The organism is Pseudomonas sp. PDM05, assembly GCF_014851685.1.
GTDB lineage: Bacteria > Pseudomonadota > Gammaproteobacteria > Pseudomonadales > Pseudomonadaceae > Aquipseudomonas.
Window position 1 is genome coordinate 1 of sequence record NZ_JACVAC010000008.1, and the last position, 23,975, is coordinate 23,975.

Sequence of the window (23,975 nt, forward strand, 5' to 3'; positions counted from 1 at the left end):
TTTGATTCGTTGATCCATGGGAGACTCTTGGTTCCAGGGCATGATCAGTTACCTCCTGATCATGCGTATTAACCTGTAAACCATGTCCCCGGTTAGATATGTAAACGATGTCCCCGGTTTGTACCGGATACGACCCCTTAACCTATCGGAGAAATCATAATGACAATAAGCGCAGCCTCCGCAATCTCGCTGGGTGGCGATCTATTGAAAGCCGCAATTCCTGTCGTTGGCGAAGTGGTAAAAGCTATTGCACCACTGATCCAACCCTTAGCCGACGCAGTAGCAAAGAAAATCGGCGCAGAGAGTCCAAAGAGCGAATCCACCGAACCGATACAGTTCGCCGCCCTGACCAACAAGGCTCAGCAGACGATCAGTTTCATTAAATAAACGATAGCGCCAGGGCAGGAGCAGGACCAATCCGATCCTGCTCCTGCGGCTTTTGACTCCGCTATCGCACGGGGCATGCCAGGGAATATGTGGGCTTAACGCCTCGAGGAATTCTCCACCATATGGCGGCCTATTAGCTCCATTATGTTTTGGTTATTGTTGCCGACCCCATAGTTGATTGTTGAATTTGACTGCCCTAGACCCGTGCCACCCAAGACCGCGCTTAACGCGCCTTTTACGAACTGCCCGCCAACATCCCCTAACACTTTAAAACCCTGCCCAACCATAGGGGCCGCAGCCGCAGCCACTGCAGGCAACGCTAATCCTGCCAATGCCATAACCATAAATAAGTACTCCAGTATTCAACGAGAGGCTCATTCCCCTCACCGCGTGGGTGGCAATTTCCGCGAGCTGGGTTCCACTTTTCTCAACATTTCCCGCTTAACCGAATGTCCCTTTGACTGCCACCCTCAGATTGCCAATACTCATGGCATATTGAGGCTACCCGCATGGAACAAGGAATCCCCCTTTGAAGCTGGAACTCAAAAACAGCTTGTCGGTGAAGTTGCTACGGGTCGTGCTGCTGTCGGCCCTGGTCGTGGGTGTAGCGCTGAGCGTGGCGCAGATCGTCTTTGATGCCTACAAAACGCGCCAGGCCGTGGCCAGCGATGCCCAGCGCATCCTCGACATGTTCCGCGACCCCTCGACCCAGGCCGTCTACAGCCTGGACCGCGAGATGGGAATGCAGGTCATTGAGGGCCTGTTTCAAGACGATGCGGTACGCATGGCGTCCATCGGCCATCCCAACGAAACCATGCTCGCGGAAAAAAGCCGCGCCTTGCAGCAATCCCCCAGCCGTTGGCTGACCGACCTGATTCTTGGCCAGGAACGCACGTTCACCACGGCATTGGTGGGCAAAGGTCCCTACAGCGAGTACTACGGCGACCTGAGCATCACCCTCGACACCGCCACGTACGGCAAGGATTTTATTGTCAGCTCGGTGATTATCTTTATCTCCGGAGTGCTTCGGGCCCTGGCGATGGGCCTGGTGTTGTACCTGGTCTACCACTGGCTGCTGACCAAGCCGTTGTCGCGGATCATCGAGCACCTGACGTCGATCAACCCGGACCGGCCCAGCGAACACAAGATCCCCCAGCTCAAAGGCCATGAACGCAATGAACTGGGGCTGTGGATCAATACCGCCAACCAGTTGCTCGAATCCATCGAGCGCAACACCCACCTGCGTCACGAGGCCGAGAGCAGCCTGCGTCGCATGGCGCAGTACGACTTCCTGACCGGGTTGCCCAATCGCCAGAAGCTGCAGGAACAACTGGACAAGATCCTCATCGACGCCGGCCGCCGACAGCGCCGCGTGGCGGTGTTGTGCGTGGGCCTGGACGACTTCAAGAGCGTCAACGAGCAGTTCACCTACCAGGCCGGCGACCAATTGCTGCTGGCCCTCGCCGACCGTTTGCGCGCCCATAGCGGCCGCCTCGGCGCCCTCGCCCGCCTGGGGGGCGACCAGTTCGCCCTGGTGCAGGCCGACATCGACCAACCCTACGAAGCCGCGGAGTTGGCGCAAAGCATCCTCGATGACCTCGAAGCGGAATTCGCCCTCGACCACGAACAGATCCGCCTGCGCGCCACTATAGGCATCACCCTGTTTCCGGAAGATGGCGACAGCACCGAGAAGCTGCTGCAAAAAGCCGAACAGACCATGACCCTGGCCAAGAGCCGGTCACGCAACCGCTACCAGTTCTATATCGCCAGCGTCGACAGCGAAATGCGCCGCCGCCGCGAACTGGAAAAAGACCTGCGCGACGCCTTGAGTCGCAACCAGTTCCACCTGGTGTACCAACCGCAAATCAGCTACCGCGACCACCGTGTGGTGGGCGTCGAAGCGTTGATCCGCTGGCAGCACCCGGAACATGGCCTGGTGCCGCCTGACTTGTTCATCCCATTGGCCGAACAGAACGGCACCATCATCGCAATTGGCGAATGGGTACTGGACCAGGCCTGCCGGCAGTTGCGCGAATGGCATGACCTGGGTTTCACCGAGTTGCGCATGGCGGTCAACCTGTCCACCGTGCAGTTGCACCACACCGAGTTGCCGCGAGTGGTCAACAACCTGATGCAGATCTACCGCCTGCCGCCGCGCAGCCTGGAGCTGGAAGTCACCGAAACCGGCCTGATGGAAGACATCAGCACCGCCGCCCAACACCTGCTGAGCCTGCGCCGCTCCGGAGCGTTGATCGCGATTGACGACTTCGGCACCGGCTATTCATCCCTCAGCTACCTGAAAAGCCTTCCCCTGGACAAGATCAAGATCGACAAGAGCTTCGTCCAGGACCTGCTGGATGACGACGACGATGCCACCATCGTGCGGGCGATTATCCAGCTGGGTAAAAGCCTGGGCATGCAGGTGATCGCCGAAGGCGTGGAAACCGCGGAACAAGAGGCCTACATCATCTCCGAGGGTTGCCATGAGGGGCAGGGCTATCACTACAGCAAACCGCTGCCGGCGCGGGAATTGGCCGCGTATCTGAAACAGTCAGAGCGCAATAACGCCGCGATTCTTTGAACCGAGAAAACGATACTGAATATTTCCCGCGTTTAAGCCTTTACACAAAATGCAAATCTTTCGCATTATGTCGCAGTTTTGCGCTCCCCCCCGCGCGCCCTATCAACAACCGAAGCAGGATGTTCGCCATGATTCGTATGCCCCTGGCCACCGCCAGTCTGCTGGCCATTGCCATTTCTCTCGCCGGTTGCGGCGAAGGTAAAGACAAGGCCGCCGCGCCACAGGCGCCGACCCCGGCTGCCAGCACTACCGCTCCAGCGGCTGCCACCCCTGCCGGCCAAGTCGACGAAGCGGCTGCCAAGGCCGTGGTCGCGCATTACGCTGACATGGTGTTCGCGGTCTACAGCGACGCCGAATCCACCGCCAAAACCCTGCAGACCGCCATCGACGCGTTCCTCGCCAAGCCGAACGACGAAACCCTGAAAGCCGCCCGCGCGGCCTGGGTTGCCGCACGCGTCCCGTACCTGCAGAGCGAAGTGTTCCGCTTCGGCAACACCATCATCGACGACTGGGAAGGCCAGGTGAACGCATGGCCGCTGGACGAAGGCCTGATCGACTACGTCGACAAGTCCTACGAACACGCCCTGGGTAACCCAGGCGCGACCGCCAACATCGTCGCCAACACTGAAGTCCAGGTCGGCGAAGACAAGGTCGACGTGAAGGAAATCACCCCGGAAAAACTTGCCAGCCTCAACGAGCTGGGCGGTTCCGAAGCCAACGTCGCCACCGGCTACCACGCCATCGAATTCCTGCTCTGGGGCCAGGACCTGAACGGCACCGGCCCTGGCGCCGGCAACCGTCCAGCGTCGGACTACCTGACCGGCGACGGCGCCACGGGCGGCCACAACGAGCGTCGCCGCGCCTACCTGAGCGCCGTGACCCAACTGCTGGTGAGCGACCTGGAAGAAATGGTCGGCAACTGGAAGCCAAACGTCGCCGACAACTACCGCGCCACCCTGGAGGCTGAACCGGCCACCGACGGCCTGCGCAAAATGCTGTTCGGCATGGGTAGCCTGTCCCTCGGCGAACTGGCTGGTGAGCGTATGAAAGTGTCCCTGGAAGCCAACTCGCCGGAAGACGAGCAGGACTGCTTCAGCGACAACACCCACAACTCGCACTTCTACGACGCCAAGGGCATCCGCAACGTCTACCTGGGCGAATACACCCGCACCGACGGCACCCAGCTGACCGGCGCCAGCCTGTCGTCCCTGGTGGCCAAGGTCGACCCGGCTGCCGACAGCGCGCTGAAGGCAGACCTGGCAGCGACCGAAGCGAAGATCCAGGTCATGGTTGACCACGCCAACAAGGGTGAGCACTACGACCAGTTGATCGCGGCCGGTAACGATGCGGGCAACCAGATCGTACGTGACGCCATCGCGGCGCTGGTCAAGCAGACCGGTTCGATCGAAGCGGCGGCGGGCAAGCTGGGCATCAGCGACCTGAACCCGGACAACGCTGATCACGAGTTCTGATCAACGCCGAGTTGAATGAGGCGGCCTTCGGGTCGCCTTTTTTATGCCTGCATCAAACACCACAAACCCCATGTGGGAGCGGGCTTGCTCGCGAATGCGCTGTATCAGTCACTGGATATTTGGCTGACCCACCGCATTCGCGAGCAAGCCCGCTCCCACACAAGCCCACTCCCCCATTTGCTCGGTACCGCCTGAAGGGGCCGGTTTACAAGACCTGCACCCCAGGTAGAATGGCGCCTCTGCCCAATCACCCGAGCTCACTTCATGGCGTTGCCGACCCTACGCATCATCGGTTTCATCATCGGCATCTTCCTGATCACCCTCGCAATCGCCATGGTGGTGCCCATGGCCACCCTGGTGATCTTCGAACGCACCCGCGACCTGCCCTCGTTCCTGTGGGCCAGCATGATCACTTTTCTCGCCGGCCTGGCCCTGGTCATCCCCGGTCGCCCCGAACACGTGCACCTGCGCCCACGGGACATGTACCTGCTCACCGTCACAAGCTGGGTAGTGGTGTGCATCTTTGCCGCGCTGCCGTTCCTGCTGACCCAGCACATCAGCTACACCGACTCGTTTTTCGAAAGCATGTCCGGCATCACCGCCACCGGCTCCACCGTATTGAGCGGGCTGGACAGCATGTCGCCGGGCATCCTGATGTGGCGCTCGCTGCTGCACTGGCTCGGCGGTATCGGCTTTATCGGAATGGCAGTGGCGATCCTGCCGCTGCTGCGCATCGGTGGCATGCGTCTGTTCCAGACCGAATCCTCGGACCGCTCGGAAAAGGTCATGCCGCGCTCGCACATGGTGGCGCGCCTGATCGTGGCGGCGTACGTGGGCATCACCATCCTGGGCAGCCTGGCGTTCTGGTGGGCCGGCATGGGTTTGTTCGATGCGATCAACCACGCGATGTCGGCGATCTCCACCGGCGGTTTCTCCACCTCCGATGAGTCGCTGGCCCACTGGAAACAACCGGCGGTGCACTGGGTCGCGGTGGTGGTGATGATCCTCGGCAGCCTGCCGTTTACCCTGTATGTCGCCACGTTGCGCGGCAACCGCAAGGCGCTGGTCAAGGATCAGCAGGTGCAGGGCTTGCTCGGCTTGCTGTTGGTAACCTGGCTGGTGCTCGGCACCTGGTACTGGTGGACCACCGACCTGCATTGGCTGGACGCCCTGCGCCACGTGGCGCTGAACGTTACCTCGGTGGTGACCACTACAGGTTTTGCACTGGGGGACTACAGCCTGTGGGGCAATTTCTCACTGATGCTGTTTTTCTACCTGGGCTTTATCGGCGGCTGCTCCGGCTCCACGGCGGGCGGGATCAAGATCTTCCGCTTCCAGGTCGCCTACATCCTGCTCAAGGCCAACTTGAACCAGTTGATTCACCCTCGCGCGGTGATCAAGCAGAAGTACAACGGCCACCGTCTCGACGAAGAAATCGTACGCTCGATCCTGACTTTTTCGTTCTTCTTCGCCATCACCATCTGCGCCATCGCCCTTGCACTGTCGCTGCTCGGCCTGGACTGGATGACCGCGCTGACCGGCGCGGCCAGCACGGTGTCCGGCGTCGGCCCGGGCCTGGGGGAAACCATCGGCCCGGCCGGCAACTTCGCCAGCCTGCCGGATGCGGCCAAGTGGATCCTGTCGCTCGGCATGCTGCTCGGCCGACTGGAGATCATTACGGTCTTTGTTCTGTGTATTCCGGCGTTTTGGCGCCACTGACCGTCGACGCTTCGAGCAACCGCGTCCGGTATTCACCGGGCGTGGCATCGAACCAGCGACGGAAGGCGCGGAAGAAATTGCTCGGGTCGGCAAACCCCAACAGGTAGGCAATTTCCAGCAGGGTCATGCTCGGTTGCGCCAGGTATTGCTCGGCCAGTTCGCGACGGGTGTCATCAAGCAGGGTCTGAAAACTGGTGCCCTCCTCCTGCAATCGCCGTTGCAGGGTGCGCTGGGACAGGTGCAGCGTCTGCGCCACCACTTCGCGCTTGGGCTCGCCCTGGGGCAACAGGCGGCACAGCACCTGCCGGGCCTTGTGGGTCACGCGGCTTTCCGAGAAGCGCGCCAGGTACTCACCGGCAAACCGATCATGCAGCAGCGCCATGGCCTCGTTGGCGGTGGGCAGCGGCGCCTCCATGTCGGCCTGCTCGAAAATCAGTGCATCGTAGGCCGCGTTGAATTCCAGCGGGGCATGGAAGGCTTGTTTGTACGGCCCCAGGTCCACCGGGTGATCGCCTTGCAACAGCACTTTACGCGGCTGCAGGGTGCGGCCGCTGAGCCAGCCGCACAGCGCCAGAGCACTGGCCAGCGAGGCTTCGGCGCTTTGCCGGGTGGGCGGCAAGTGATCGCCATGCACCGTCAGAATCAGCGCATAGCCTTCAGGTAGCAGGCGGAAACTCAGGTCGGCACTTTCGGCAATGATCCGCTGGTAACGCACCAGGCGCATAAAACCCTCGGCCAGCGTGTTGCTCGACATCAACGCATACCCGGCCACATGAAACGAGGCCGGGCGCACCACCTTGCCCATGTTCAGACCAATTGCCGGGTTGCCGGACAGTTCCACCGCGCGCTGCCACAGGCGGGTCATGGAGTCTTGCGCAAACCGTGCATCGGGGTCATTCAGGGCGGCGTAATCCAGGCCCAGTTGCTTGAACAGCGTCCGGCAGTCCAGGCCATCCATTTCCAATGCCTTGACTATCCCCATCGCCCAGCTTGCAGAAGTTGTTCGTTCGCTCATGGCGTCTTCTTAATAAAGCAGGCTTAAACGGCAGCCAGGAAAGCCAAGGATACTAAAGTGGCATCTATTGTCACTGGCCGTTACCACTGATCACTCTAGACTCAAATAAGCTCCCCGCCGAACATCTGTTGGGCGGCACAACAATCAAAGGGCCGGCAATCGTGGAAAATATCAAGCAATTCAATAGCTTTGCTGAGTTCTACCCGTATTACCTGGGCGAGCATGCCAACAGTACCTGCCGGCGCCTGCATTTCATCGGCACCACCCTGGTGATCGGCATCCTGGCCTATGCCATTGGTCGGGGCTCATTGGCGTTGCTGCTGGCCATACCGATTGCCGGCTACAGCTTTGCCTGGATCGGCCACTTCTTCTTCGAAAGGAACCGCCCGGCGACCTTCAAGCACCCGTTCTACAGCTTATTGGGGGATTTCGTGATGTATCGCGACATGATCCTCGGCAAAGTCCCGTTCTAGACGTGTGACCCCATGTCACTTGCGTTAAATGATCAAAGTTCCGACATCCGCCGACAGAAAAATCTTTTTGTCATTTGCAGTGCTGTATCCTGCCAAGGCTTTTTGAGAGCGCGGAATCACCTGCGATTGAAAAAACAGACCTTGCGAGGAGCGACGACGATGCACGAGATACCTAATCTCCCCTTCCCAAGCCTGCACGAAACTGAGCAGCCAACACCGCAGCAGGCCAGCCCAAAGCAGCCTGAGGCCAAAGAAGCAAAACCAGTCGACGGCAAAAGCCAGGGCTGACGCCGTAACAGACCGTGTGGAAAGCGCAGCTTTGCGCGCTTTCCACACTGCCTGAATAGACCTGGATAGACACCATGACAGATAACCCGGATACCGCCGTCCTCGACGCTGCCTTGCAGATGGTCGACGTCTGGAACCGCCTCAGCGCGGACAAACAAGCCCTGCTGCTCAAGCGCTTTGGCACCCAGGAAAACGCCTTGGCCGCCCTGGTCACCACCCAATTGCTCGCCCCGTCCAAGTCCTGACGTCTTTCTGATCTGACGTTTTTGGAATTTACCGCCCTGCGTGGGCCAAACCATCGGTATCATTAGCAGCCTATCTTTACCTGCTGCGACTGTGGACCTCTCCCATGCCAGATACCCAGCGCCCCATGGCGGTCACGCTGCAAGTTGTTTCCATCGTGTTGTTTACCTTTATCGGCTACCTGAATATCGGCATCCCCCTCGCCGTATTGCCCGGCTATGTCCACAGTGAACTGGGCTACGGCGCCGTTATCGCCGGCCTGGTGATCAGCTTGCAATACCTGGCCACCCTGCTGAGCCGCCCGTATGCCGGCAAAATCATCGACAACCTGGGCAGCAAGCGCGCGGTATTGATCGGGTTGGTCGGCTGTGGCCTGAGCGGTGTGTTCATGCTGCTGGCCGCGTGGTTTTCCAGCCTGCCGGCGATCAGCCTGGGCAGCCTGCTCATCGGGCGCCTAGTGCTGGGCAGCGCGGAAAGCCTGGTGGGCTCTGGCGCCATCGGCTGGGGCATCGGCCGTGTCGGCGCGGCCAATACGGCCAAGGTCATTTCGTGGAATGGTATCGCCAGTTATGGCGCCCTGGCCGTCGGCGCACCGTTGGGCGTGTTGCTGGTGAAAAGCCTGGGCCTGTGGAGCATGGGCGTCAGCATCATCCTGCTCGCCGTCATCGGCCTGCTGCTGGCCTGGAAGAAGGAAGCCGCGCCCATCGTCGCAGGCGTGCGGCTGCCGTTCATGAACGTGCTGGGCCGCGTGCTGCCCCACGGTTGCGCGCTGGCGCTGGGCTCGATCGGATTCGGCACCATCGCCACCTTTATCACCCTGTATTACACCACCCAGCACTGGGACAACGCGGTGTGGGCCCTGAGCCTGTTCGGCGCGAGCTTTATCGGTGCGCGCCTGTTGTTTGGCAACTTGATCAACCGCATCGGCGGCTTTCGCGTGGCGATTGCCTGCCTGTCGGTGGAGATCCTTGGCCTGCTGTTGTTATGGCTGGCGCCGGACGCCAACCTGGCCCTGGCGGGCGCGGCATTGAGCGGCTTCGGTTTTTCCCTGGTGTTTCCGGCGCTGGGCGTGGAGGCGGTCAACCTGGTACCCGCCTCCAGCCGTGGCTCGGCGGTGGGCGCCTACTCGTTGTTCATCGACTTGTCCCTGGGGATCACCGGACCGCTGGCTGGGGCGGTCGCGGCCGGCTTTGGCTTTGCATCGATCTTCCTGTTCGCCGCCCTCGCTGCCCTCTGTGGCTTGCTGCTCAGCGTTTACCTGTACCGCCAGGCGCCCAAGGCCCGCGAAACGCGCGGCGACTAAAAGTCGACCTTGCCGCGCCCGGCCTTGATGTTGCCGCGCTTGGTCTTGGATTCGAGGCGACGCTTTTTCGAGCCCAGCGTCGGCTTGGTCGGGCGGCGCTTCTTCTCGACCTTGGTGGCACTGAGGATCAACTCCACCAGACGCTCCAGCGCATCCGCGCGGTTCTGCTCCTGGGTCCGATACTGCTGGGCTTTCAACACCAGCACGCCGTCACTGGTGATGCGGCTGTCACGCAGCGCCAGCAGCCGCTCCTTGTAGAACTCCGGCAACGACGACGCCGGGATGTCAAAACGCAGGTGCACCGCGCTCGACACCTTGTTGACGTTCTGCCCACCGGCGCCCTGGGCGCGAATGGCGGTCAGCTCGATCTCGGCATCGGGCAAGTGCACATTGTTGGAAATCACCAGCATCAATCAAAAACCCTAAGCAACGGACAAGCCCCACTCGGACAACAACATCGACGCCTGGGCTTTGGAAATCACGGCGCCTTTGAACAGTTTGGCATCATTGAGGCGAAAACCGCTCAAATCCAAGCCGATCAGGCGTAAAGGACCGCTGTGCCGGTCACGCATTAAAACGAGGCGCGAGTCTAACCCGCCAGCGCCCACAAAAAACCCGGCAAAGCGCCGGGTTCCGTGTTTTCGGGCGTTGGCTTATTTCAACGCCGCATTCGCCGAGGCTTGCACCGCTTCGGCACTGCGCTTGTTCTTGATGCCATAACACACCGCCATAAACGCCACCCACACCGGGATCGCGTACACCGACACCTGGATGCCCGGGATCATCAGCATCACCACCAGGATAAACGCCACGAACGCCAGGCAGATGTAGTTGCCGTACGGGTACCACAGCGCCTTGAACAACGGCACCTGGCCGGTGCGGTTCATGTGCTGGCGGAACTTGAAGTGCGAGAAGCTGATCATCGCCCAGTTGATCACCAGCGTGGCCACGACCAACGACATCAGCAGTTCCAGCGCGTGCTGCGGGATCAGGTAGTTCATCAGCACCGCCACCAGCGTCACTGCCGCCGAGGCGAGGATCGAACGCACCGGCACGCCGCGCTTGTCGATCTTGGCCAGCGCTTTAGGCGCATCGCCCTGCTCGGCCATGCCCAGCAGCATACGGCTGTTGCAGTACGTGCCGCTGTTGTACACCGACAGTGCCGCGGTCAGGACCACGAAGTTGAGGATGTGCGCAGCGGTGTTGCTGCCGAGCATCGAGAACACTTGCACGAACGGGCTGCCGCTATAGGCATCGCCGGACGCGTTGAGGGTGGTCAACAGGCTGTCCCACGGGGTCAGCGACAGCAGCACAACCAGCGCGCCGATGTAGAAAATCAGGATGCGGTAGATCACCTGGTTGATCGCTTTCGGGATCACGGTGCGTGGCTGGTCGGCTTCGGCAGCGGTGAAACCGAGCATTTCCAGGCCGCCGAAGGAGAACATGATGATCGCCATGGCCATCACCAGGCCGCCAACGCCGTGGGGGAAGAAGCCGCCGTGTTCCCACAGGTTGCTCACCGAAGCTTGCGGGCCGCCGCTGCCGCTGACCAGCAGGTAGCTGCCCAGGGCGATCATGCCGACAATGGCCACCACCTTGATGATCGCGAACCAGAACTCGGCCTCACCGAAGACTTTGACGTTGGCCAGGTTGATCAGGTTGATCAACACGAAGAACGCCGCCGCCGAGACCCAGGTCGGAATCTCCGGCCACCAGTAATGCACGTATTTGCCGACGGCCGTCAGCTCCGACATGCCCACCAGGATGTACAGGATCCAGCAGTTCCAGCCCGACAGGAAGCCGGCGAAACCGCCCCAGTACTTGTGGGCAAAGTGGCTGAAGGAACCGGCGACCGGCTCTTCGACGATCATTTCGCCAAGCTGGCGCATGATCATGAAGGCGATGAAGCCGCAGATGGCATAGCCCAGGATCATCGACGGGCCGGCGGATTTGAGCACCCCGGCCGAGCCGAGGAACAGGCCGGTACCGATGGCGCCACCGAGGGCGATCAGCTGGATATGACGATTTTTCAGGCCGCGTTTCAGCTCGCCTGAAGAGGAATGGGGTCCACTCATGAAAAGGGTCTCACGCAAGGTTTGATGATGTTGAATACACGTAGCTGCCGTGAATCTCGACTCAAGCAGCCCCGCTCAAACCCCAGCGCAGGCACCAGGAGTACAGCGTCGTTCTAAGGGTCATGCGTCACCTGTTTGTTTTTATCTGTGACGAAATCGAACCCGTCCGGCTCGTAGCCAAACGGAGTGATCAGGGTAGGCAAACCCTGAGGTCTTGGCCTTTCGCGTGGTTGCGCAAGGAGGGGTCACAGTAAAACGCGGCGCATTGTACACCGCTCGACTGCTTGGGGCCGCTCTCGAATGGTGCGTGCGACGAACTGTCAGGTATTCCTTACGGCAACCGCTACGCCAATGAACCCGCCACAGACTCGTAAATTTATCGTTACAGCGCGGAAAACCTACGTTACGGCTGTCAGTTTTAGAAAAATTGGCGGTCGCCGATTCGTTCAAAATCAGCCCCCCCAGCCTGCTGTATTTCCTCAGGAAAAAATCCCCTTGGAAAACCACAACAAAAATCGCCAATGGAACCGTGTCATTAAATTTTTTGCTTTCTGAAACACTCTCTCCTAGGTTCAAACCACTTGCCGGTCGGCAAGCCATTCTGAAAATGCCTTCAAGGAGAGACAGCATGCACACACTGGAAAACGCTCTGGAAACCGAACTGCAACTCGACGATTGGTTTGAAGCCCCTACCCATGAGGCCGCCGTGGAAATGATGCAAGCCGACGCCGTGGTGCCGTTTGGCACCGCGATGTGGCCGTAACGCCCGACAGGCTCCCGGCAGGTGCTGTGCACGGCACCTGCCCTCCCCTTACCCAAGGCACACAAGGACACCCGTCATGGACAAGGCCCGCGCTGTCGAACACTTTCTTTACTACCTCGCCCACCACCCGGCCCTCGCCGGCCTGAGCTGCCCCACCGTACTGCTGGGCCACACTGCGCGATATGAGGCGATTGCCCTGGCCATCACCCACGCCAGCGCCGCGCGTTTCAACTTCCAGGTGCAGCGCCTGGATCTGGCCAGCAGCGAGACCCTGGCCCAGGCCATCGAAACCTGCGACCTGTACCTGTTCCTGTACGACTCGTCGACACTGCCCAACCCCAGCGCCCAAGGCCCGGCGTTTATCCGCGACCTGCAAGGGGTGATGGCGGAGCACTGGCAGAAGTCCCTGCTGTTCAAGGATTACGGCGACTACTTCTACGACACCTTCAGCGTCGAGCCCCAGCGCATCGCCGACCTCAACGCCACGCTGATCCGGCGCCTGTCCCAGGCCCAGGTGCTGAGCTTTACCGACAAGCACGGTTCACGCCTTCAGGCGCCGCTGAGCAGCGTGCGCAAGTGGACCAATATCAACGGCGTCGGCAACCACGACCTGGCGCCCGGCGAAATCGCCACCCACAGCGAAGCCATCAATGGCCAGGTACGGTTTGTCGGTACTTTCCTGAGCACCATCCCGTTTGCGCGCAAGTACGGCGTGCTGCAATCGCCACTGCAGTTGTGGATCGAAAATTCGACGGTGTGCAGCGTGGCCAGTGATGTGCCGGGGCTGGTGGAGGATTTCAACAAGTACCTGAACGCCAACCCGTCGAACCGGCGCGTGGAGGAATTGGGGATTGGCACCAATGAAGGGGTCAAGGATCTGTATGCGCGCAATGCGGGCTTCGAGGAGCGCCACTGCGGCTTGCACTTGGGCTTGGGCGGCGGGCAGAAAGGCAGCCACCATCTGGACCTGATCTTCGCCAGCGGGGTGTTGGCACTGGATGACAAGCCGGTGTTTGATGGCAGCTTTGCCTTCTGAATCCCGCTATCAGCAGCGCTGGGGAGCCCCCACACACATTTTTTGAATGGCAAAAAAAAACGCCAACCCGAGGGTTGGCGTTTTCAGGCCGCGCTTAAAACATCACTGCGGCTTCTTGCGACCAAAACCAGGACGCTGGCCCGAACCGGCCGGCGCGCCACGGCGCTTGCCCGACGGCTCGTCCGCGACCAGTTTCGGGCCAGGGCGCTTGTTCGCCGCCGGCTTGGCTGGACGCTTGGTGCTGGCGTTGTCGGCCGGGCGCTCGGCTTCACCACGGTTGCTGCGACCACCCGTCGGAGCCGGACGCGGTGCACGTGGAGCGCGCTCGCCTTCCTGACGCGATGGCGCGGTTGGGCGGCGCTCGCCTTCGATGTGCGGCTCACGGGAGATACGACCGCCGGTGGCCGGTGCATTCAACGCTGGGCGCAGCGTGCGCGCAACACGCTCGGTACGCGCCACAGGACGCGACGATTTACGCTGCATACGCTCAAGCTTGTCTTTGCTCTTGGCGTTCATCTGCGGCATGGCGACCGGCGTCAGGCCGACTTCGGCGCTGAGGATGTCGACTTCGTACTGGCTCATTTCGCGCCAGCGGCCCATCGGCAGGTCGGAGTTCAGGAACACCGGGCCGAAACGCACGCGCTTCAGGCGGCTGACCACCAGGCCCTGGGATTCCCACAGGCGACGGACTTCACGGTTACGGCCTTCCATCACCACGCAGTGGTACCAGTGGTTGAAACCTTCGCCGCCTGGAGCCTGCTTGATGTCGGTGAACTTGGCCGGGCCGTCTTCGAGGACCACACCAGCTTTCAAGCGCTCGATCATCTCGTCATCGACTTCGCCACGTACACGCACGGCGTATTCGCGGTCCATCTCATAGGACGGGTGCATCAGGCGGTTGGCCAGTTCACCGTCGGTGGTGAACATCAGCAAACCAGTGGTGTTGATGTCCAGGCGCCCGATGTTGATCCAACGGCCTTCTTTAGGCTTGGGCATCTTGTCGAACACGGTCGGACGGCCTTCCGGGTCGTCACGGGTGCAGATCTCGCCATCGGGCTTGTTGTACATGATCACGCGGCGCACCGATTCGGCGGCCTCTTCACGCTTGATGACCTTGCCATCAATGGTGATTGCATCGTGCAGGTCGACGCGCTGGCCGAGGGTGGCCTCGACGCCGTTGACCTTGATGCGCTTCTGGGTAATCCAGGCTTCGACGTCGCGGCGCGAGCCCACGCCGATACGCGCCAGCACCTTTTGCAGTTTTTCGCCTGCTGGGCCGATTTCCTGGCTGTCGTTCTGGTCTTTGTCGTTCATCTTAAGCACCTCCCGGTGGGTCGATTCAGGCGTGGCCTGAAGAGTGTTGAAAGCGGGGTCTTGGCCGAAGAGGTCGGCGAAGGGTCGCGAATCATACGCGTATGGCGCGGGTTGCGCATCAGAGACTAGTCGATAAAGGCAAAGTCGCCTGCCTTGCACCGACCAGTGGCCCACAGCAGATCAACATGTGGGAGCGAGCTTGCTCGCGAATGCGGTGTGTCAGTTACCACATAAGCCAACTGATAGAACGCTTTCGCGAGCAAGCCCGCTCCCACAGGGGGTTCAGCAGTGTTTGTGAGATTGAATCAGTCTTCGAGTTCGCGGCGTTCCGCTTCGATGGCTTCGGCCAGCGCGCGGGCTTCGGCTTCTTCGTCGCTCAAGGCCGGCTGTTCGAGGGCGGCGACGGCGGCCAGGAGTTTTTCACGGGCTTGGGCAACGCCCAGGATGTCTTCCTCGGGTTCGGGTTCGGTTTCGGGCTCAGGCTCAGTATTTTCCAGGGCCTCAGGCTCAACGGCACCATCACGCAGCAGGTCGTCAAAGTCAGTCTTGATGCCCTGCTCCATGTCATCCAGTTCCAGCAACAGCGTATGGAAGCTGGTTTCATCCTTCGGCTCTTCCGGCTCGGCGCTGGCATCGGCCAGCTCCTGCAAGCCAGCCGGCACCGGCGCGTCGTCGAAGTCGAGCACCGGCTCGGCTTCCATCTCGCGCAGTTCGGCCAACGGCGGCAAGTCATCGAGGTTTTTCAGGTTGAAGTGGTCGAGAAACACCTTGGTGGTGGCAAACATCGCCGGTTTGCCGGGCACGTCGCGGTAGCCGACGATGCGAATCCACTCGCGCTCCAGCAGGGTCTTGACGATATGGCTGTTGACCGCCACGCCCCGTACGTCCTCGATCTCGCCCCGGGTAATCGGTTGGCGATAGGCGATCAGCGCCATGGTCTCCAGCATCGCCCGCGAATAACGCTGCGGGCGCTCTTCCCAGAGTCGGCCGACCCACGGGGAAAACTTCTCACGGATCTGCAAGCGATAGCCTGACGCAACTTCGCGCAATTCAAAGGCTCGGCCATCGCAGGATTTGCGCAGAATCTCCAGCGCCTTCTTGAACACCGGCGGCTCAGGGCGCTCGGCTTCTTCAAACAGTTCGAACAGGCGCTCCAACGATTGGGGCTTACCCGAGGCCAGTAGAAAAGCCTCCAGGAGCGGGGCCAGTTCGCGGGGTTCAGTCAGATTCATCGATTCAGCTCTTTATTCGGCTCGCGCCCGCACGTGGATAGCCGCAAAAGGCTCATTCTGGACCAGCTCGACCAAGGATTCCTTGACCAATTCAAGGACCGCCATGAAGGTCACCACTACCCCCAAACGCCCTTCTTCTTTCGTGAACAGCTCGACGAACGGCACAAACCCGCCGCCCTTGAGGCGCTCGAGCACATCACTCATGCGTTCGCGGGTGGACAGCGCCTCGCGGCTGACCTGATGACTCTCGAACATATCGCCACGGCGCAGCACCTCGGCCATGGACATCAACAATTCTTCCAGGCTTACATCCGGCAACAGCTTTCGGGCGCGGGCCTCGGGCGCATCCAGTTTGGGCACCACCACGTCACGACCGACACGGCTCAGACCGTCGATACCTTCGGCAGCAGCCTTGAAACGCTCGTACTCTTGCAGGCGACGGATCAGTTCGGCACGCGGGTCGTCTTCTTCGGCTTCCACTGTCTCCGAACGCGGCAGCAGCATGCGCGACTTGATCTCGGCGAGCATCGCGGCCATCACCAGGTACTCGGCGGCCAACTCCAGGCGCACCGACTGCATCAGCTCGACATAGCCCATGTACTGGCGGGTGATTTCCGCCACCGGGATGTCGAGGATGTTGATGTTCTGCTTGCGAATCAAGTACAGCAGCAGGTCCAGCGGGCCCTCGAAGGCTTCCAGGAAGACTTCCAGGGCGTCCGGCGGGATGTACAGGTCCAGGGGCATTTCCATGACCGCCTGGCCATAGACCATGGCAAATGGCAGTTCCTGCTGGGCGCCGGCCTGGGGATCAACGGTTTGCACAGCGGACATTCAGGCCTCGACCATGAACGGCGCCGGATCGCCGCAACCGACGCGGATCACTTCCGGCTCGCCATCGGCCAGGTTGATCACGGTGGAGGCTTTGTTGCCGCCGAAGCCACCGTCGATGATCAGGTCGACCTGTTTTTCCAGGAGTTGGCGCATTTCGTACGGATCTTCCAGCGGCTCGGTTTCACCGGGCATGATCAGCGACACGCTCATCAACGGCTCACCCAGCTCGGCCAGCAGCGCCAGGGCGATGGGGTGCTCGGGTACGCGCAGGCCGATGGTGCGCTTCTTCGGGTGCAGCAACAGGCGCGGCACTTCGCGGGTGGCGTTGAGAATGAAGGTGTAGGGCCCCGGCGTGTGGGCCTTGAGCAGGCGGAACGTGCCGGTGTCGACCTTGGCGAACAGCCCGAGTTGGGACAAGTCGCTGCAGATCAGCGCGAAGTTGTGTTTGTCATCCAACTGGCGCAGGCGGCGTACACGTTCGACCGCGCCCTTGTCGCCGATCTGGCAACCGATGGCGTAGGACGAGTCCGTCGGATAGATCACCACGCCGCCGGCGCGAATGATCTCCACGGCCTGTTTGATCAGGCGCGCCTGGGGGTTTTCCGGATGAATCTGGAAGAATTGACTCACGTGTTCTACCTGTTCAGACGGTGGCAGTAATGGGGTCATGCTTGAATCGCCCCGACAAGAGCGGCAGGTCATCAGGTACCTGGCGATACTCGCCGATTTCGGACCAACCACCTGGGCCATGAAAGTCACTGCCGGCGCTGACCAGCAGACCAAATTCGCGGGCAAGGATCGCCAGGCTGCCCACCTGTTCGGCGGGTTGGTGCCCGTTGACCACTTCGATTGCGTGGCCGCCTGCTCCAATATAGTCGCTGATCAGCTTGCGGCGCTTGCTGCGGGTGAAATCGTAATGCCATGGATGTGCCAGGCTGACCCAGGCGCCGGAGGCGCGCAGGGTCTCGACCGTGTCTTCCAGGGTCGGCCAGTGTTGTTTGACGTCGCCCAGCTTGCCGGCGCCCAACCATTTGCGGAAAGCTTCGGCGCGGTCTTTGACAAACCCTTCGCGCACCATCCAGTCGGCGAAATGCGGCCGGGCCGGGGCGTTGCCACTGTCCCCCAGCTCCTGCTGGATGGCACGGGCGCCGTCGAGGGCGTTGGGCATGCCTTTGAGGCCGAGTTTGCGACTGATTTCTTCGGAGCGCAGCCAGCGGCCATCATGCAACGCCGCAATGGCGGCCACCAGCGGCGCGGCTGTTTGATCGAAACCGTAGCCGAGCACGTGAATGGTGGCGCCGCCCCAGGTGCAGGACAATTCCACGCCGTTGACCAGTTGCATGCCCAGCGCCTGCGCCGCCGTGCGGGCTTCATCGAGGCCCTCGAGGGTGTCGTGGTCGGTCAACGCCAGGACTCGCACGCCTTTTTCAAACGCACGCGCAACCAGTACCGCGGGCGCCAGGGCGCCGTCGGAGGCCGTGCTGTGGCAGTGCAAATCAACATTCACGGGAGTGTGTAACCTCAAGTCAGCTGGCGCTTTCGCTACCAAGGATGTTTGTTATTATGCCGCCACATCCAGCTTCTGGCTCTTACTGTGAAACAATTCATCGACTTCATCCCGCTGTTGCTGTTTTTCATCGTTACCAAGCTCGACCCCAGGGTCATCGATATCGCCGGTCACCAGCTCTCGTTCGGAGGCATCTACAGCGCCACCGCCGTACTGATCATCAGCTCTATCGTCGTCTACGGCGCCATCTTCATCTCCCAGCGCAAGCTGGAAAAAAGCCAATGGCTGACCCTGGTCGCCTGCCTGGTATTCGGCGGCCTGACCCTGGCCTTCCACAGCGAAACCTTCCTCAAATGGAAAGCGCCGGTGGTCAACTGGCTGTTCGCCCTGGTGTTTATCGGCAGCCACTTCATCGGTGACCGCCTGCTGATCAAGCGGATCATGGGCCACGCGCTGACCCTGCCGGAGCCGGTGTGGACACGCCTGAACATCGCCTGGATCGTGTTCTTCATCTTCTGCGGCGCCGCCAACCTGTTCGTCGCGTTTACATTCCAGGACTACTGGGTCGACTTCAAGGTCTTCGGCAGCCTGGGCATGACCGTGCTGTTCCTGGTCGGCCAGGGCATCTACCTGTCGCGCCACCTGCATGACGCCGCCCCCACCACGCCAAAAACCGAGGACTGACATGCTCTACGCCATCATTGCCACCGACGTTGCCAACTCGCTGGAAAAACGCCTGAGCGTCCGCCCGGCCCACGTCGAGCGCCTCAAGCAGCTGCAAGCCGAAGGCCGCATCGTACTGGCCGGCCCGCACCCGGCGGTAGACAGCAACGACCCGGGCGAAGCCGGTTTCACCGGCAGCCTGATCGTTGCCGAGTTCGCCTCCCTCGCCGATGCCCAAGCCTGGGCCAAGGCTGATCCGTATGTCGCGGCCGGCGTTTATGCCGACGTGGTGATCAAGCCGTTCAAGCAAGTCCTGCCTTGACCGGGGTCCGTGCCGAACCTATTGCGTTCGGCACACTCCCAATGGCTCATTATTCTCGGTAACCTGCCGACAACGTTCTGAATATTCGTGTGGAATCAGGAGTTCCGATGCGCTTACGTCAGTTGTGTCTGTTGGTAGTGTTAACGATCGGGGCTACGGCCCACGCTGAAGAAACCCCTAACACCGGCAATTCGACGCCTCTGTCGTTGAGTGCCGGCAGCCAGATCACCGAGTTGCAGCAACGCTTGAAAGAAAGCGAACGCCAGCGCGATGAACTGAGCAAGCAACTGCAAAACGCGGACGCCGCCCGCGAAAGCGCGCAATTGAGTCGTCTTCGCCAAGAGAACCAACGCCTGGCCCAGCAACTCAAAGAGACACAGGGCGGCGCCTTGACCCGCTGGCTGACCGAGCAACAACAGTGGTTTGTCACCGGCGGGGCCGTCGCATTGATCGCCTTGCTGTGCGGGATCTTCGCCAGTGGTGGGCACCGTCGCCGTCGACAATGGCTAAATTGAGTGAGTCATGAGCGAGCTGTTACTGATAGATGATGACCAGGAGCTCTGTGAGCTGCTGAGCAGTTGGTTGAGCCAGGAAGGTTTCCAGGTGCGCGCCTGCCATGACGGCTCTAGTGCGCGCAAAGCCCTGGCCGACAGTGCGCCCGCCGCCGTGGTGCTCGACGTAATGCTGCCCGACGGCAGCGGCCTCGAGCTGCTCAAGCAATTGCGCACCGACCACCCCGAGCTGCCAGTGCTGATGCTGTCGGCCCGTGGCGAACCGCTGGACCGCATCCTCGGCCTGGAACTCGGCGCCGACGATTACCTGGCCAAGCCCTGCGACCCCCGCGAACTCACCGCCCGCCTGCGCGCCGTGCTGCGCCGCAGCCACCCGGCCGCGGTCTCCACGCAGATGGAACTGGGCGACCTGTGCTTCAGCCCGGTGCGCGGTGTAGTCAGCATCGACGAACAGGAATTCACCCTCACCGTCTCCGAAAGCCGCCTGCTCGAAGCCTTGCTGCGTCAGCCCGGCGAACCGCTGGATAAACAGGAACTGGCGCAGATTGCCCTGGGCCGCAAGCTGACCCTTTACGATCGCAGCCTGGACATGCACGTCAGCAACCTGCGCAAGAAGATCGGCCCGCACCCCGATGGCCGGCCACGGATCATGGCGCTGCGTAGCCGCGGCTACTACTACAGCCTTTAAGCCATCCGCTGTCCCTGTGGGAGCAGGCCCGCTCCCACACGCGGTGTTCTGACGCGCTAGTTTTTGTCAGACCCGACCAAAACCCTCTTTACCCAAGCTTTACGCTCCCCTGACCGCCGCTGACCTTGATCTCCGTAATCTACTCACATCCGGACTCACCGGAATAGAGACAGGAGAATCACCATGCGCAAGACCCTTATCGCTTTGATGTTCGCCGCAGCCCTGCCAACCGTCGCCATGGCAGCAATGCCTGAAGGCCCAGGCCCGATGGGCGGTCCGGAAGGCCACATGATGGGCGGCCCGGGCCACGGCGGTGAACACGGTCCGCGTGGCAAAGGCGGCCCCTTCAGCCAACTGGACCTGAGCAAGGAACAGCGCCAGCAGATCGGCAAGTTGATGGGCGACCAATGGCACGCTCGCAAAGACCTGACCAAGAAGTACCTGGACAAACTGCCAGCCGCTGACCAGAAAGCCATGCAGGACGAAATTGCCGCCAGCAAGCAGAAAACCCAGGCGGACATCCGCGCGGTACTCAAGCCTGACCAGCAGAAGAAGTTCGACGAGATCGTCAAGAAACAAGCCGAGCGTCGTGCCGAGTGGAAGGAATTCCAGGCCTGGAAAGCGCAACAGCCGCAAAAAGCGCAATAATGCCCACGCGTTAACGCTCCCAGCCCAGTGGCCACCGCCACTGGGCTTTTCCTGTTTGAGGGTTTCCTGTGCGTTCATTGTTCTGGCGGATCCTGGCCAGTTTCTGGCTGGCCATCGCCCTGGTTGCCGGGTTGTCGATCCTGCTTGGGCATATGCTCAATCAAGATGCCTGGATTCTCAGCCGCCACCCTGGCCTCAACAACCTGGCGCAAGAGTGGACCGAGCTCTACGAATCCCAAGGCGAAGACGCCGCCCAGGACTTGCTGCAACAGCGCAAGCGCCAGTACCACATCGACGTGCAAGTGCTGAACGAAAGCGGCGACCCGGTGGTACGCGGCACCTTCCCGCGCCGCGCCGCCGCCTTCGAGGCCCGCCAGAACGACAGCCAGGACGGCCACCTGCCCTGGCGCCGCCTGACGGCCGAATACACCAGCGAAAAAACCGGCGACACCTACCTGCTGATCTACCGCATTCCCCACCCGGAACTGGATGCCTGGCACCGCAACAGCCTGCTGTGGCCGCTCAGCGCGCTGGCGATTGCGCTGGTGGTACTGACGCTGTTCAGCCTGCTGGTGACGCTGTCCATCACTCGCCCCCTCAGCCGCCTGCGCGGTGCGGTGCACGACCTCGGCCAAGCCACCTACCAGCAGAACAGCCTGGCGCAACTGGCCAACCGCCGCGATGAGTTCGGTGTACTCGCCACCGACTTCAACCGCATGGGCGCGCGCCTGCAAAGCCTGATCGGCAGTCAGCGCCAATTGCTGCGCGACGTATCCCACGAACTGCGCTCGCCCCTGGCCCGTCTGCGTATCGCCCTGGCCCTGGCCGAACGCGCCAGCCCCGAAGAACGAGAAAAGCTCTGGCCTCGCCTGACCCGCGAATGTGATCGCCTCGAAGCCTTGATCAGCGAAATCCTGGTGCTGGCGCGCGTCGATGCCGACAACGCCAGCGCCGAAGACATCGACCTCAGTGCATTGCTCAAGACCCTGCAAAAGGACGCCCAACTCGGCGCGCCGGATCAGCTCGTACAACTGAGTGCAGCGCCCGACCTGCAGCTCAAAGGCTGGCCGACCATGATCGAACGCGCCGTGGACAACCTGCTGCGCAATGCCCAGCGCTTCAATCCGCAGGGACAGCCCATCGAGCTGGCTGCGCAACGCCAGGGCGAACGCATCCTGATCAGCGTGCGCGACCACGGTCCCGGCGTCGATGCCGAACACCTCAGCCAGTTGGGCGAACCGTTCTACCGCGCCCCCGGCCAGACCGCCCAAGGCCATGGCCTGGGCCTGGCGATTGCGCGCCGCGCCGCCGAGCGCCATGGTGGCAGCCTGACCCTGGCCAATCACCCTGACGGCGGCTTTATCGCCAGCATCGACCTGCCGTTGGAACCTGGAGTTGTCACACCGGCCTGATCATCTCTTATAGTGGCCCTTCTCTTACGGAGGGCCTTTGATGACTGACTTGCTGACACCCATCCAAGCCGCACTCGATCTGCCGCACACCCCACTGACCTTGACCGAGGCCGGTGCCCTGCCCTCGACCTTCGCTGTCACCGAACTGGCTGCCGCCAGCCTCGGCGCCGCTGGCCAGGCCGTGGCCCAGTTGATCCAGCAACAGACCGGGCGCCTGCCCAACGTCAGTGTGGACCGACGCCTCGCCTCCTTCTGGTTCGCGTCCTCGCTCCGCCCGCTGGGCTGGCAAGTGCCGCCGCTGTGGGACCCGGTGGCCGGCGACTACCCCAGCGCCGATGGCTGGATACGCTTGCACACCAACGCCCCCCATCACCGTGCCGCCGCCGAACGCGTGTTGGGCCAGGTTGCCGAGCGCAAGGCGATGGCCGCCAAAGTCGCCGCGTGGAACGCCGCAGAATTGGAGCAGGCGATTGTCGATGAGGGCGGGTGCGCCGCGCAGATGCGCACTTGGCAGGCCTGGCAGGCACATCCCCAGGGGCTGGCCGTCAACGCCGAAGCGCTGGTGCAGCGCCAGACCTTCGACACCACCACCGACCAGCCCTGGCTCGGTTCGGTGGCGCGCCCGCTGGCGGGCATCAGGGTGCTGGACCTGACCCGCGTGCTGGCCGGTCCCGTGGCCAGTCGTTTTCTTGCCGGCCTGGGTGCCGATGTGTTGCGCATCGACGCGCCCACCTGGAACGAACCCGGTGTCGTCCCGGAGATGACCTTGGGCAAACGCTGCGCCCGCCTGGACCTGAAAACCGCGCAAGGCCGACAGGTTTTCGAAGCCTTGCTCAAGGACGCCGACATCCTGTTTCACGGCTACCGCGCCGATGCCCTTGAACACCTGGGCTACACCGCCAGCGAGTGGCAGACCCTCGCCCCCGGCCTGATCGACGTGAGCCTCAACGCCTACGGCTGGAGCGGCCCATGGCGCAACCGCCGGGGCTTCGACAGCCTGGTACAGATGAGCAGCGGCATCGCAGACGCCGGCATGGCCTGGAAACACACGGACAAACCGGTGCCACTGCCGGTGCAGGCGCTGGATCACGCCACGGGGTATTTGATGGCGGCCGCGGCCATCCAAGCCTTGAGTGAACGATTGAAGACCCGACGCGGTGGCTCGGCGCGGTTGTCACTGGCACGCACGGCGAGGTTATTGATGGAAGCTGGACAGGTGCCGGAACAACCGGCGTTGCGTGCCGAAACGCCGGGCGATCAGGGTTTGCTGGTGGAGCAGACGGCGTGGGGCCAGGCCCATCGGTTGCTGGCGCCGCTGAGTATCAGCGGCTCACCGTTGCAGTGGGATTTGCCGGCGGGGGAACTGGGTTCACATCGGGCGCAGTGGTGACCTGAAGGTCGCCTTCGCAGGCAAGCCTGCTCTCACATTGGATAGGCGGCGCAGTCAACATGTGAGAGCGGGCTTGCCCGCGAAGAGGCCATTACCGTCAC

At 61.7% G+C, this 23,975-nt stretch carries 25 protein-coding genes; 17 read left to right on the forward strand and 8 right to left on the reverse strand.

All coding sequences use genetic code 11. The annotated features are described in order from the left end of the window. The first annotated feature begins 159 nt into the window (after positions 1-159). The 4 genes from IB241_RS16775 (at position 160) to IB241_RS16790 (ending at position 6,159) form a co-directional block, all read left to right on the forward strand. Positions 160-387 carry a hypothetical protein gene (locus tag IB241_RS16775; RefSeq protein ID WP_192299388.1) on the forward strand — a complete coding sequence of 76 codons (228 nt, stop codon included), beginning with the start codon at positions 160-162 and terminating at the stop codon, positions 385-387. Between the two features lie 529 nt (positions 388-916). Then, positions 917-2,968, forward strand: a complete 2,052-nt coding sequence (locus tag IB241_RS16780; protein WP_192299389.1) for a putative bifunctional diguanylate cyclase/phosphodiesterase — start codon at positions 917-919, stop codon at positions 2,966-2,968. A 128-nt stretch (positions 2,969-3,096) separates the two neighbouring features. Then, positions 3,097-4,440 (forward strand): imelysin family protein, encoded by a 1,344-nt coding sequence (locus IB241_RS16785; RefSeq protein ID WP_192299390.1) that lies wholly within the window; start codon positions 3,097-3,099, stop codon positions 4,438-4,440. Positions 4,441-4,704: 264 nt separating this feature from the next. Next, entirely contained in the window at positions 4,705-6,159 is a 1,455-nt protein-coding gene (locus IB241_RS16790) for a TrkH family potassium uptake protein (RefSeq protein WP_192299391.1), read from the forward strand. Here the strand turns inward: IB241_RS16790 and IB241_RS16795 are convergent. Continuing rightward, a complete protein-coding gene (locus tag IB241_RS16795) occupies positions 6,116-7,174 on the reverse strand; it encodes an AraC family transcriptional regulator (RefSeq protein ID WP_192299392.1) in 1,059 nt (352 codons plus the stop codon). The genes IB241_RS16790 and IB241_RS16795 overlap by 44 nt on opposite strands. Positions 7,175-7,335: 161 nt before the next feature. On the opposite strand from IB241_RS16795, the gene IB241_RS16800 reads away from it, so the two are divergent. From IB241_RS16800 to IB241_RS16815, 4 genes are all read left to right on the forward strand, one after another. Further along, positions 7,336-7,647 carry a DUF962 domain-containing protein gene (locus IB241_RS16800; RefSeq protein ID WP_192299393.1) on the forward strand — a complete coding sequence of 104 codons (312 nt, stop codon included), beginning with the start codon at positions 7,336-7,338 and terminating at the stop codon, positions 7,645-7,647. A gap of 12 nt (positions 7,648-7,659) precedes the next feature. Next, positions 7,660-7,935, forward strand: a complete 276-nt coding sequence (locus tag IB241_RS16805; RefSeq protein WP_192299578.1) for a hypothetical protein — start codon at positions 7,660-7,662, stop codon at positions 7,933-7,935. A gap of 74 nt (positions 7,936-8,009) precedes the next feature. Further along, the gene (locus IB241_RS16810) at positions 8,010-8,180 is read left to right on the forward strand and encodes a hypothetical protein (RefSeq protein WP_192299394.1); all 171 of its coding nucleotides are present in this window, start codon (positions 8,010-8,012) and stop codon (positions 8,178-8,180) included. Positions 8,181-8,284: 104 nt separating this feature from the next. Beyond that, positions 8,285-9,481, forward strand: a complete 1,197-nt coding sequence (locus tag IB241_RS16815; RefSeq protein WP_192299395.1) for an MFS transporter — start codon at positions 8,285-8,287, stop codon at positions 9,479-9,481. On the opposite strand, the gene arfB is transcribed toward IB241_RS16815, so the two are convergent. Both arfB and IB241_RS16825 read right to left on the reverse strand, forming a co-directional pair. After that, a complete protein-coding gene (arfB, locus tag IB241_RS16820; RefSeq protein ID WP_192299396.1) occupies positions 9,478-9,891 on the reverse strand; it encodes an alternative ribosome rescue aminoacyl-tRNA hydrolase ArfB in 414 nt (137 codons plus the stop codon). The genes IB241_RS16815 and arfB overlap by 4 nt on opposite strands. Positions 9,892-10,134: 243 nt before the next feature. Next, positions 10,135-11,556, reverse strand: coding sequence for an amino acid permease (locus IB241_RS16825; protein WP_192299397.1), 1,422 nt, complete (start codon positions 11,554-11,556; stop codon positions 10,135-10,137). A 628-nt stretch (positions 11,557-12,184) separates the two neighbouring features. Between IB241_RS16825 and IB241_RS27670 the strand changes: the two genes are divergently transcribed. Then, on the forward strand, positions 12,185-12,319 hold the full coding sequence (locus IB241_RS27670; protein WP_263864820.1) for a hypothetical protein: 135 nt from the start codon (positions 12,185-12,187) through the stop codon (positions 12,317-12,319). A 76-nt stretch (positions 12,320-12,395) separates the two neighbouring features. Next, positions 12,396-13,355 carry a leucyl aminopeptidase gene (locus tag IB241_RS16830; protein WP_192299398.1) on the forward strand — a complete coding sequence of 320 codons (960 nt, stop codon included), beginning with the start codon at positions 12,396-12,398 and terminating at the stop codon, positions 13,353-13,355. A 102-nt stretch (positions 13,356-13,457) separates the two neighbouring features. Here the strand turns inward: IB241_RS16830 and rluB are convergent, their stop codons facing one another. The 5 genes from rluB to IB241_RS16855 all read right to left on the reverse strand — a co-directional run bounded on the left by rluB (position 13,458) and on the right by IB241_RS16855 (position 18,239). Continuing rightward, the gene (gene rluB / locus IB241_RS16835) at positions 13,458-14,669 is read right to left on the reverse strand and encodes a 23S rRNA pseudouridine(2605) synthase RluB (RefSeq protein WP_192299399.1); all 1,212 of its coding nucleotides are present in this window, start codon (positions 14,667-14,669) and stop codon (positions 13,458-13,460) included. A gap of 305 nt (positions 14,670-14,974) precedes the next feature. After that, positions 14,975-15,901: an SMC-Scp complex subunit ScpB gene (gene scpB / locus IB241_RS16840; protein ID WP_192299400.1), complete on the reverse strand. Its 927-nt coding sequence runs from the start codon at positions 15,899-15,901 to the stop codon at positions 14,975-14,977. 12 nt (positions 15,902-15,913) lie between these two features. Continuing rightward, entirely contained in the window at positions 15,914-16,612 is a 699-nt protein-coding gene (locus IB241_RS16845) for a segregation and condensation protein A (RefSeq protein WP_177325347.1), read from the reverse strand. A 120-nt stretch (positions 16,613-16,732) separates the two neighbouring features. After that, positions 16,733-17,362 carry an L-threonylcarbamoyladenylate synthase gene (locus IB241_RS16850; RefSeq protein ID WP_192299401.1) on the reverse strand — a complete coding sequence of 210 codons (630 nt, stop codon included), beginning with the start codon at positions 17,360-17,362 and terminating at the stop codon, positions 16,733-16,735. A gap of 13 nt (positions 17,363-17,375) precedes the next feature. Further along, complete coding sequence (locus IB241_RS16855) at positions 17,376-18,239, reverse strand: PHP domain-containing protein (RefSeq protein ID WP_192299402.1); 864 nt, start codon at positions 18,237-18,239, stop codon at positions 17,376-17,378. Positions 18,240-18,326: 87 nt separating this feature from the next. Here IB241_RS16855 and IB241_RS16860 point away from each other — a divergent pair, with 87 nt between their 5' ends. The 7 genes from IB241_RS16860 (at position 18,327) to IB241_RS16890 (ending at position 23,874) form a co-directional block, all read left to right on the forward strand. After that, positions 18,327-18,923 (forward strand): septation protein A, encoded by a 597-nt coding sequence (locus tag IB241_RS16860; RefSeq protein WP_192299403.1) that lies wholly within the window; start codon positions 18,327-18,329, stop codon positions 18,921-18,923. A 1-nt stretch (position 18,924) separates the two neighbouring features. Continuing rightward, on the forward strand, positions 18,925-19,224 hold the full coding sequence (locus tag IB241_RS16865; RefSeq protein ID WP_010208140.1) for a YciI family protein: 300 nt from the start codon (positions 18,925-18,927) through the stop codon (positions 19,222-19,224). Positions 19,225-19,331: 107 nt separating this feature from the next. Continuing rightward, the gene (locus IB241_RS16870; protein WP_192299404.1) at positions 19,332-19,739 is read left to right on the forward strand and encodes a translation initiation factor 2; all 408 of its coding nucleotides are present in this window, start codon (positions 19,332-19,334) and stop codon (positions 19,737-19,739) included. Between the two features lie 7 nt (positions 19,740-19,746). Beyond that, entirely contained in the window at positions 19,747-20,424 is a 678-nt protein-coding gene (locus IB241_RS16875) for a response regulator transcription factor (protein WP_192299405.1), read from the forward strand. A 183-nt stretch (positions 20,425-20,607) separates the two neighbouring features. Then, positions 20,608-21,072: an LTXXQ domain protein gene (locus IB241_RS16880; protein WP_192299406.1), complete on the forward strand. Its 465-nt coding sequence runs from the start codon at positions 20,608-20,610 to the stop codon at positions 21,070-21,072. A gap of 68 nt (positions 21,073-21,140) precedes the next feature. Beyond that, positions 21,141-22,484, forward strand: coding sequence for a sensor histidine kinase (locus IB241_RS16885; RefSeq protein WP_192299407.1), 1,344 nt, complete (start codon positions 21,141-21,143; stop codon positions 22,482-22,484). A 40-nt stretch (positions 22,485-22,524) separates the two neighbouring features. After that, the gene (locus IB241_RS16890; protein WP_192299408.1) at positions 22,525-23,874 is read left to right on the forward strand and encodes a CoA transferase; all 1,350 of its coding nucleotides are present in this window, start codon (positions 22,525-22,527) and stop codon (positions 23,872-23,874) included. The last annotated feature ends 101 nt before the right edge of the window (positions 23,875-23,975 follow it).

What these genes read in the sequence shown, in the direction of transcription:
- IB241_RS16825 (WP_192299397.1), bottom strand. Translation starts at nt 11,556, where the DNA reads ATGAGTGGACCCCATTCCTCTTCAGGCGAGCTGAAACGCGGCCTGAAA.
- IB241_RS16830 (WP_192299398.1), top strand. Translation starts at nt 12,396, where the DNA reads ATGGACAAGGCCCGCGCTGTCGAACACTTTCTTTACTACCTCGCCCAC.
- IB241_RS16890 (WP_192299408.1), top strand. Translation starts at nt 22,525, where the DNA reads ATGACTGACTTGCTGACACCCATCCAAGCCGCACTCGATCTGCCGCAC.
- IB241_RS16875 (WP_192299405.1), top strand. Translation starts at nt 19,747, where the DNA reads ATGAGCGAGCTGTTACTGATAGATGATGACCAGGAGCTCTGTGAGCTG.
- IB241_RS16870 (WP_192299404.1), top strand. Translation starts at nt 19,332, where the DNA reads ATGCGCTTACGTCAGTTGTGTCTGTTGGTAGTGTTAACGATCGGGGCT.
- scpB (WP_192299400.1), bottom strand. Translation starts at nt 15,901, where the DNA reads ATGAATCTGACTGAACCCCGCGAACTGGCCCCGCTCCTGGAGGCTTTT.
- IB241_RS16785 (WP_192299390.1), top strand. Translation starts at nt 3,097, where the DNA reads ATGATTCGTATGCCCCTGGCCACCGCCAGTCTGCTGGCCATTGCCATT.
- IB241_RS16805 (WP_192299578.1), top strand. Translation starts at nt 7,660, where the DNA reads ATGTCACTTGCGTTAAATGATCAAAGTTCCGACATCCGCCGACAGAAA.
- IB241_RS16810 (WP_192299394.1), top strand. Translation starts at nt 8,010, where the DNA reads ATGACAGATAACCCGGATACCGCCGTCCTCGACGCTGCCTTGCAGATG.
- arfB (WP_192299396.1), bottom strand. Translation starts at nt 9,891, where the DNA reads ATGCTGGTGATTTCCAACAATGTGCACTTGCCCGATGCCGAGATCGAG.
- IB241_RS16815 (WP_192299395.1), top strand. Translation starts at nt 8,285, where the DNA reads ATGCCAGATACCCAGCGCCCCATGGCGGTCACGCTGCAAGTTGTTTCC.
- IB241_RS27670 (WP_263864820.1), top strand. Translation starts at nt 12,185, where the DNA reads ATGCACACACTGGAAAACGCTCTGGAAACCGAACTGCAACTCGACGAT.
- IB241_RS16795 (WP_192299392.1), bottom strand. Translation starts at nt 7,174, where the DNA reads ATGAGCGAACGAACAACTTCTGCAAGCTGGGCGATGGGGATAGTCAAG.
- IB241_RS16775 (WP_192299388.1), top strand. Translation starts at nt 160, where the DNA reads ATGACAATAAGCGCAGCCTCCGCAATCTCGCTGGGTGGCGATCTATTG.
- IB241_RS16880 (WP_192299406.1), top strand. Translation starts at nt 20,608, where the DNA reads ATGCGCAAGACCCTTATCGCTTTGATGTTCGCCGCAGCCCTGCCAACC.
- rluB (WP_192299399.1), bottom strand. Translation starts at nt 14,669, where the DNA reads ATGAACGACAAAGACCAGAACGACAGCCAGGAAATCGGCCCAGCAGGC.
- IB241_RS16865 (WP_010208140.1), top strand. Translation starts at nt 18,925, where the DNA reads ATGCTCTACGCCATCATTGCCACCGACGTTGCCAACTCGCTGGAAAAA.
- IB241_RS16790 (WP_192299391.1), top strand. Translation starts at nt 4,705, where the DNA reads ATGGCGTTGCCGACCCTACGCATCATCGGTTTCATCATCGGCATCTTC.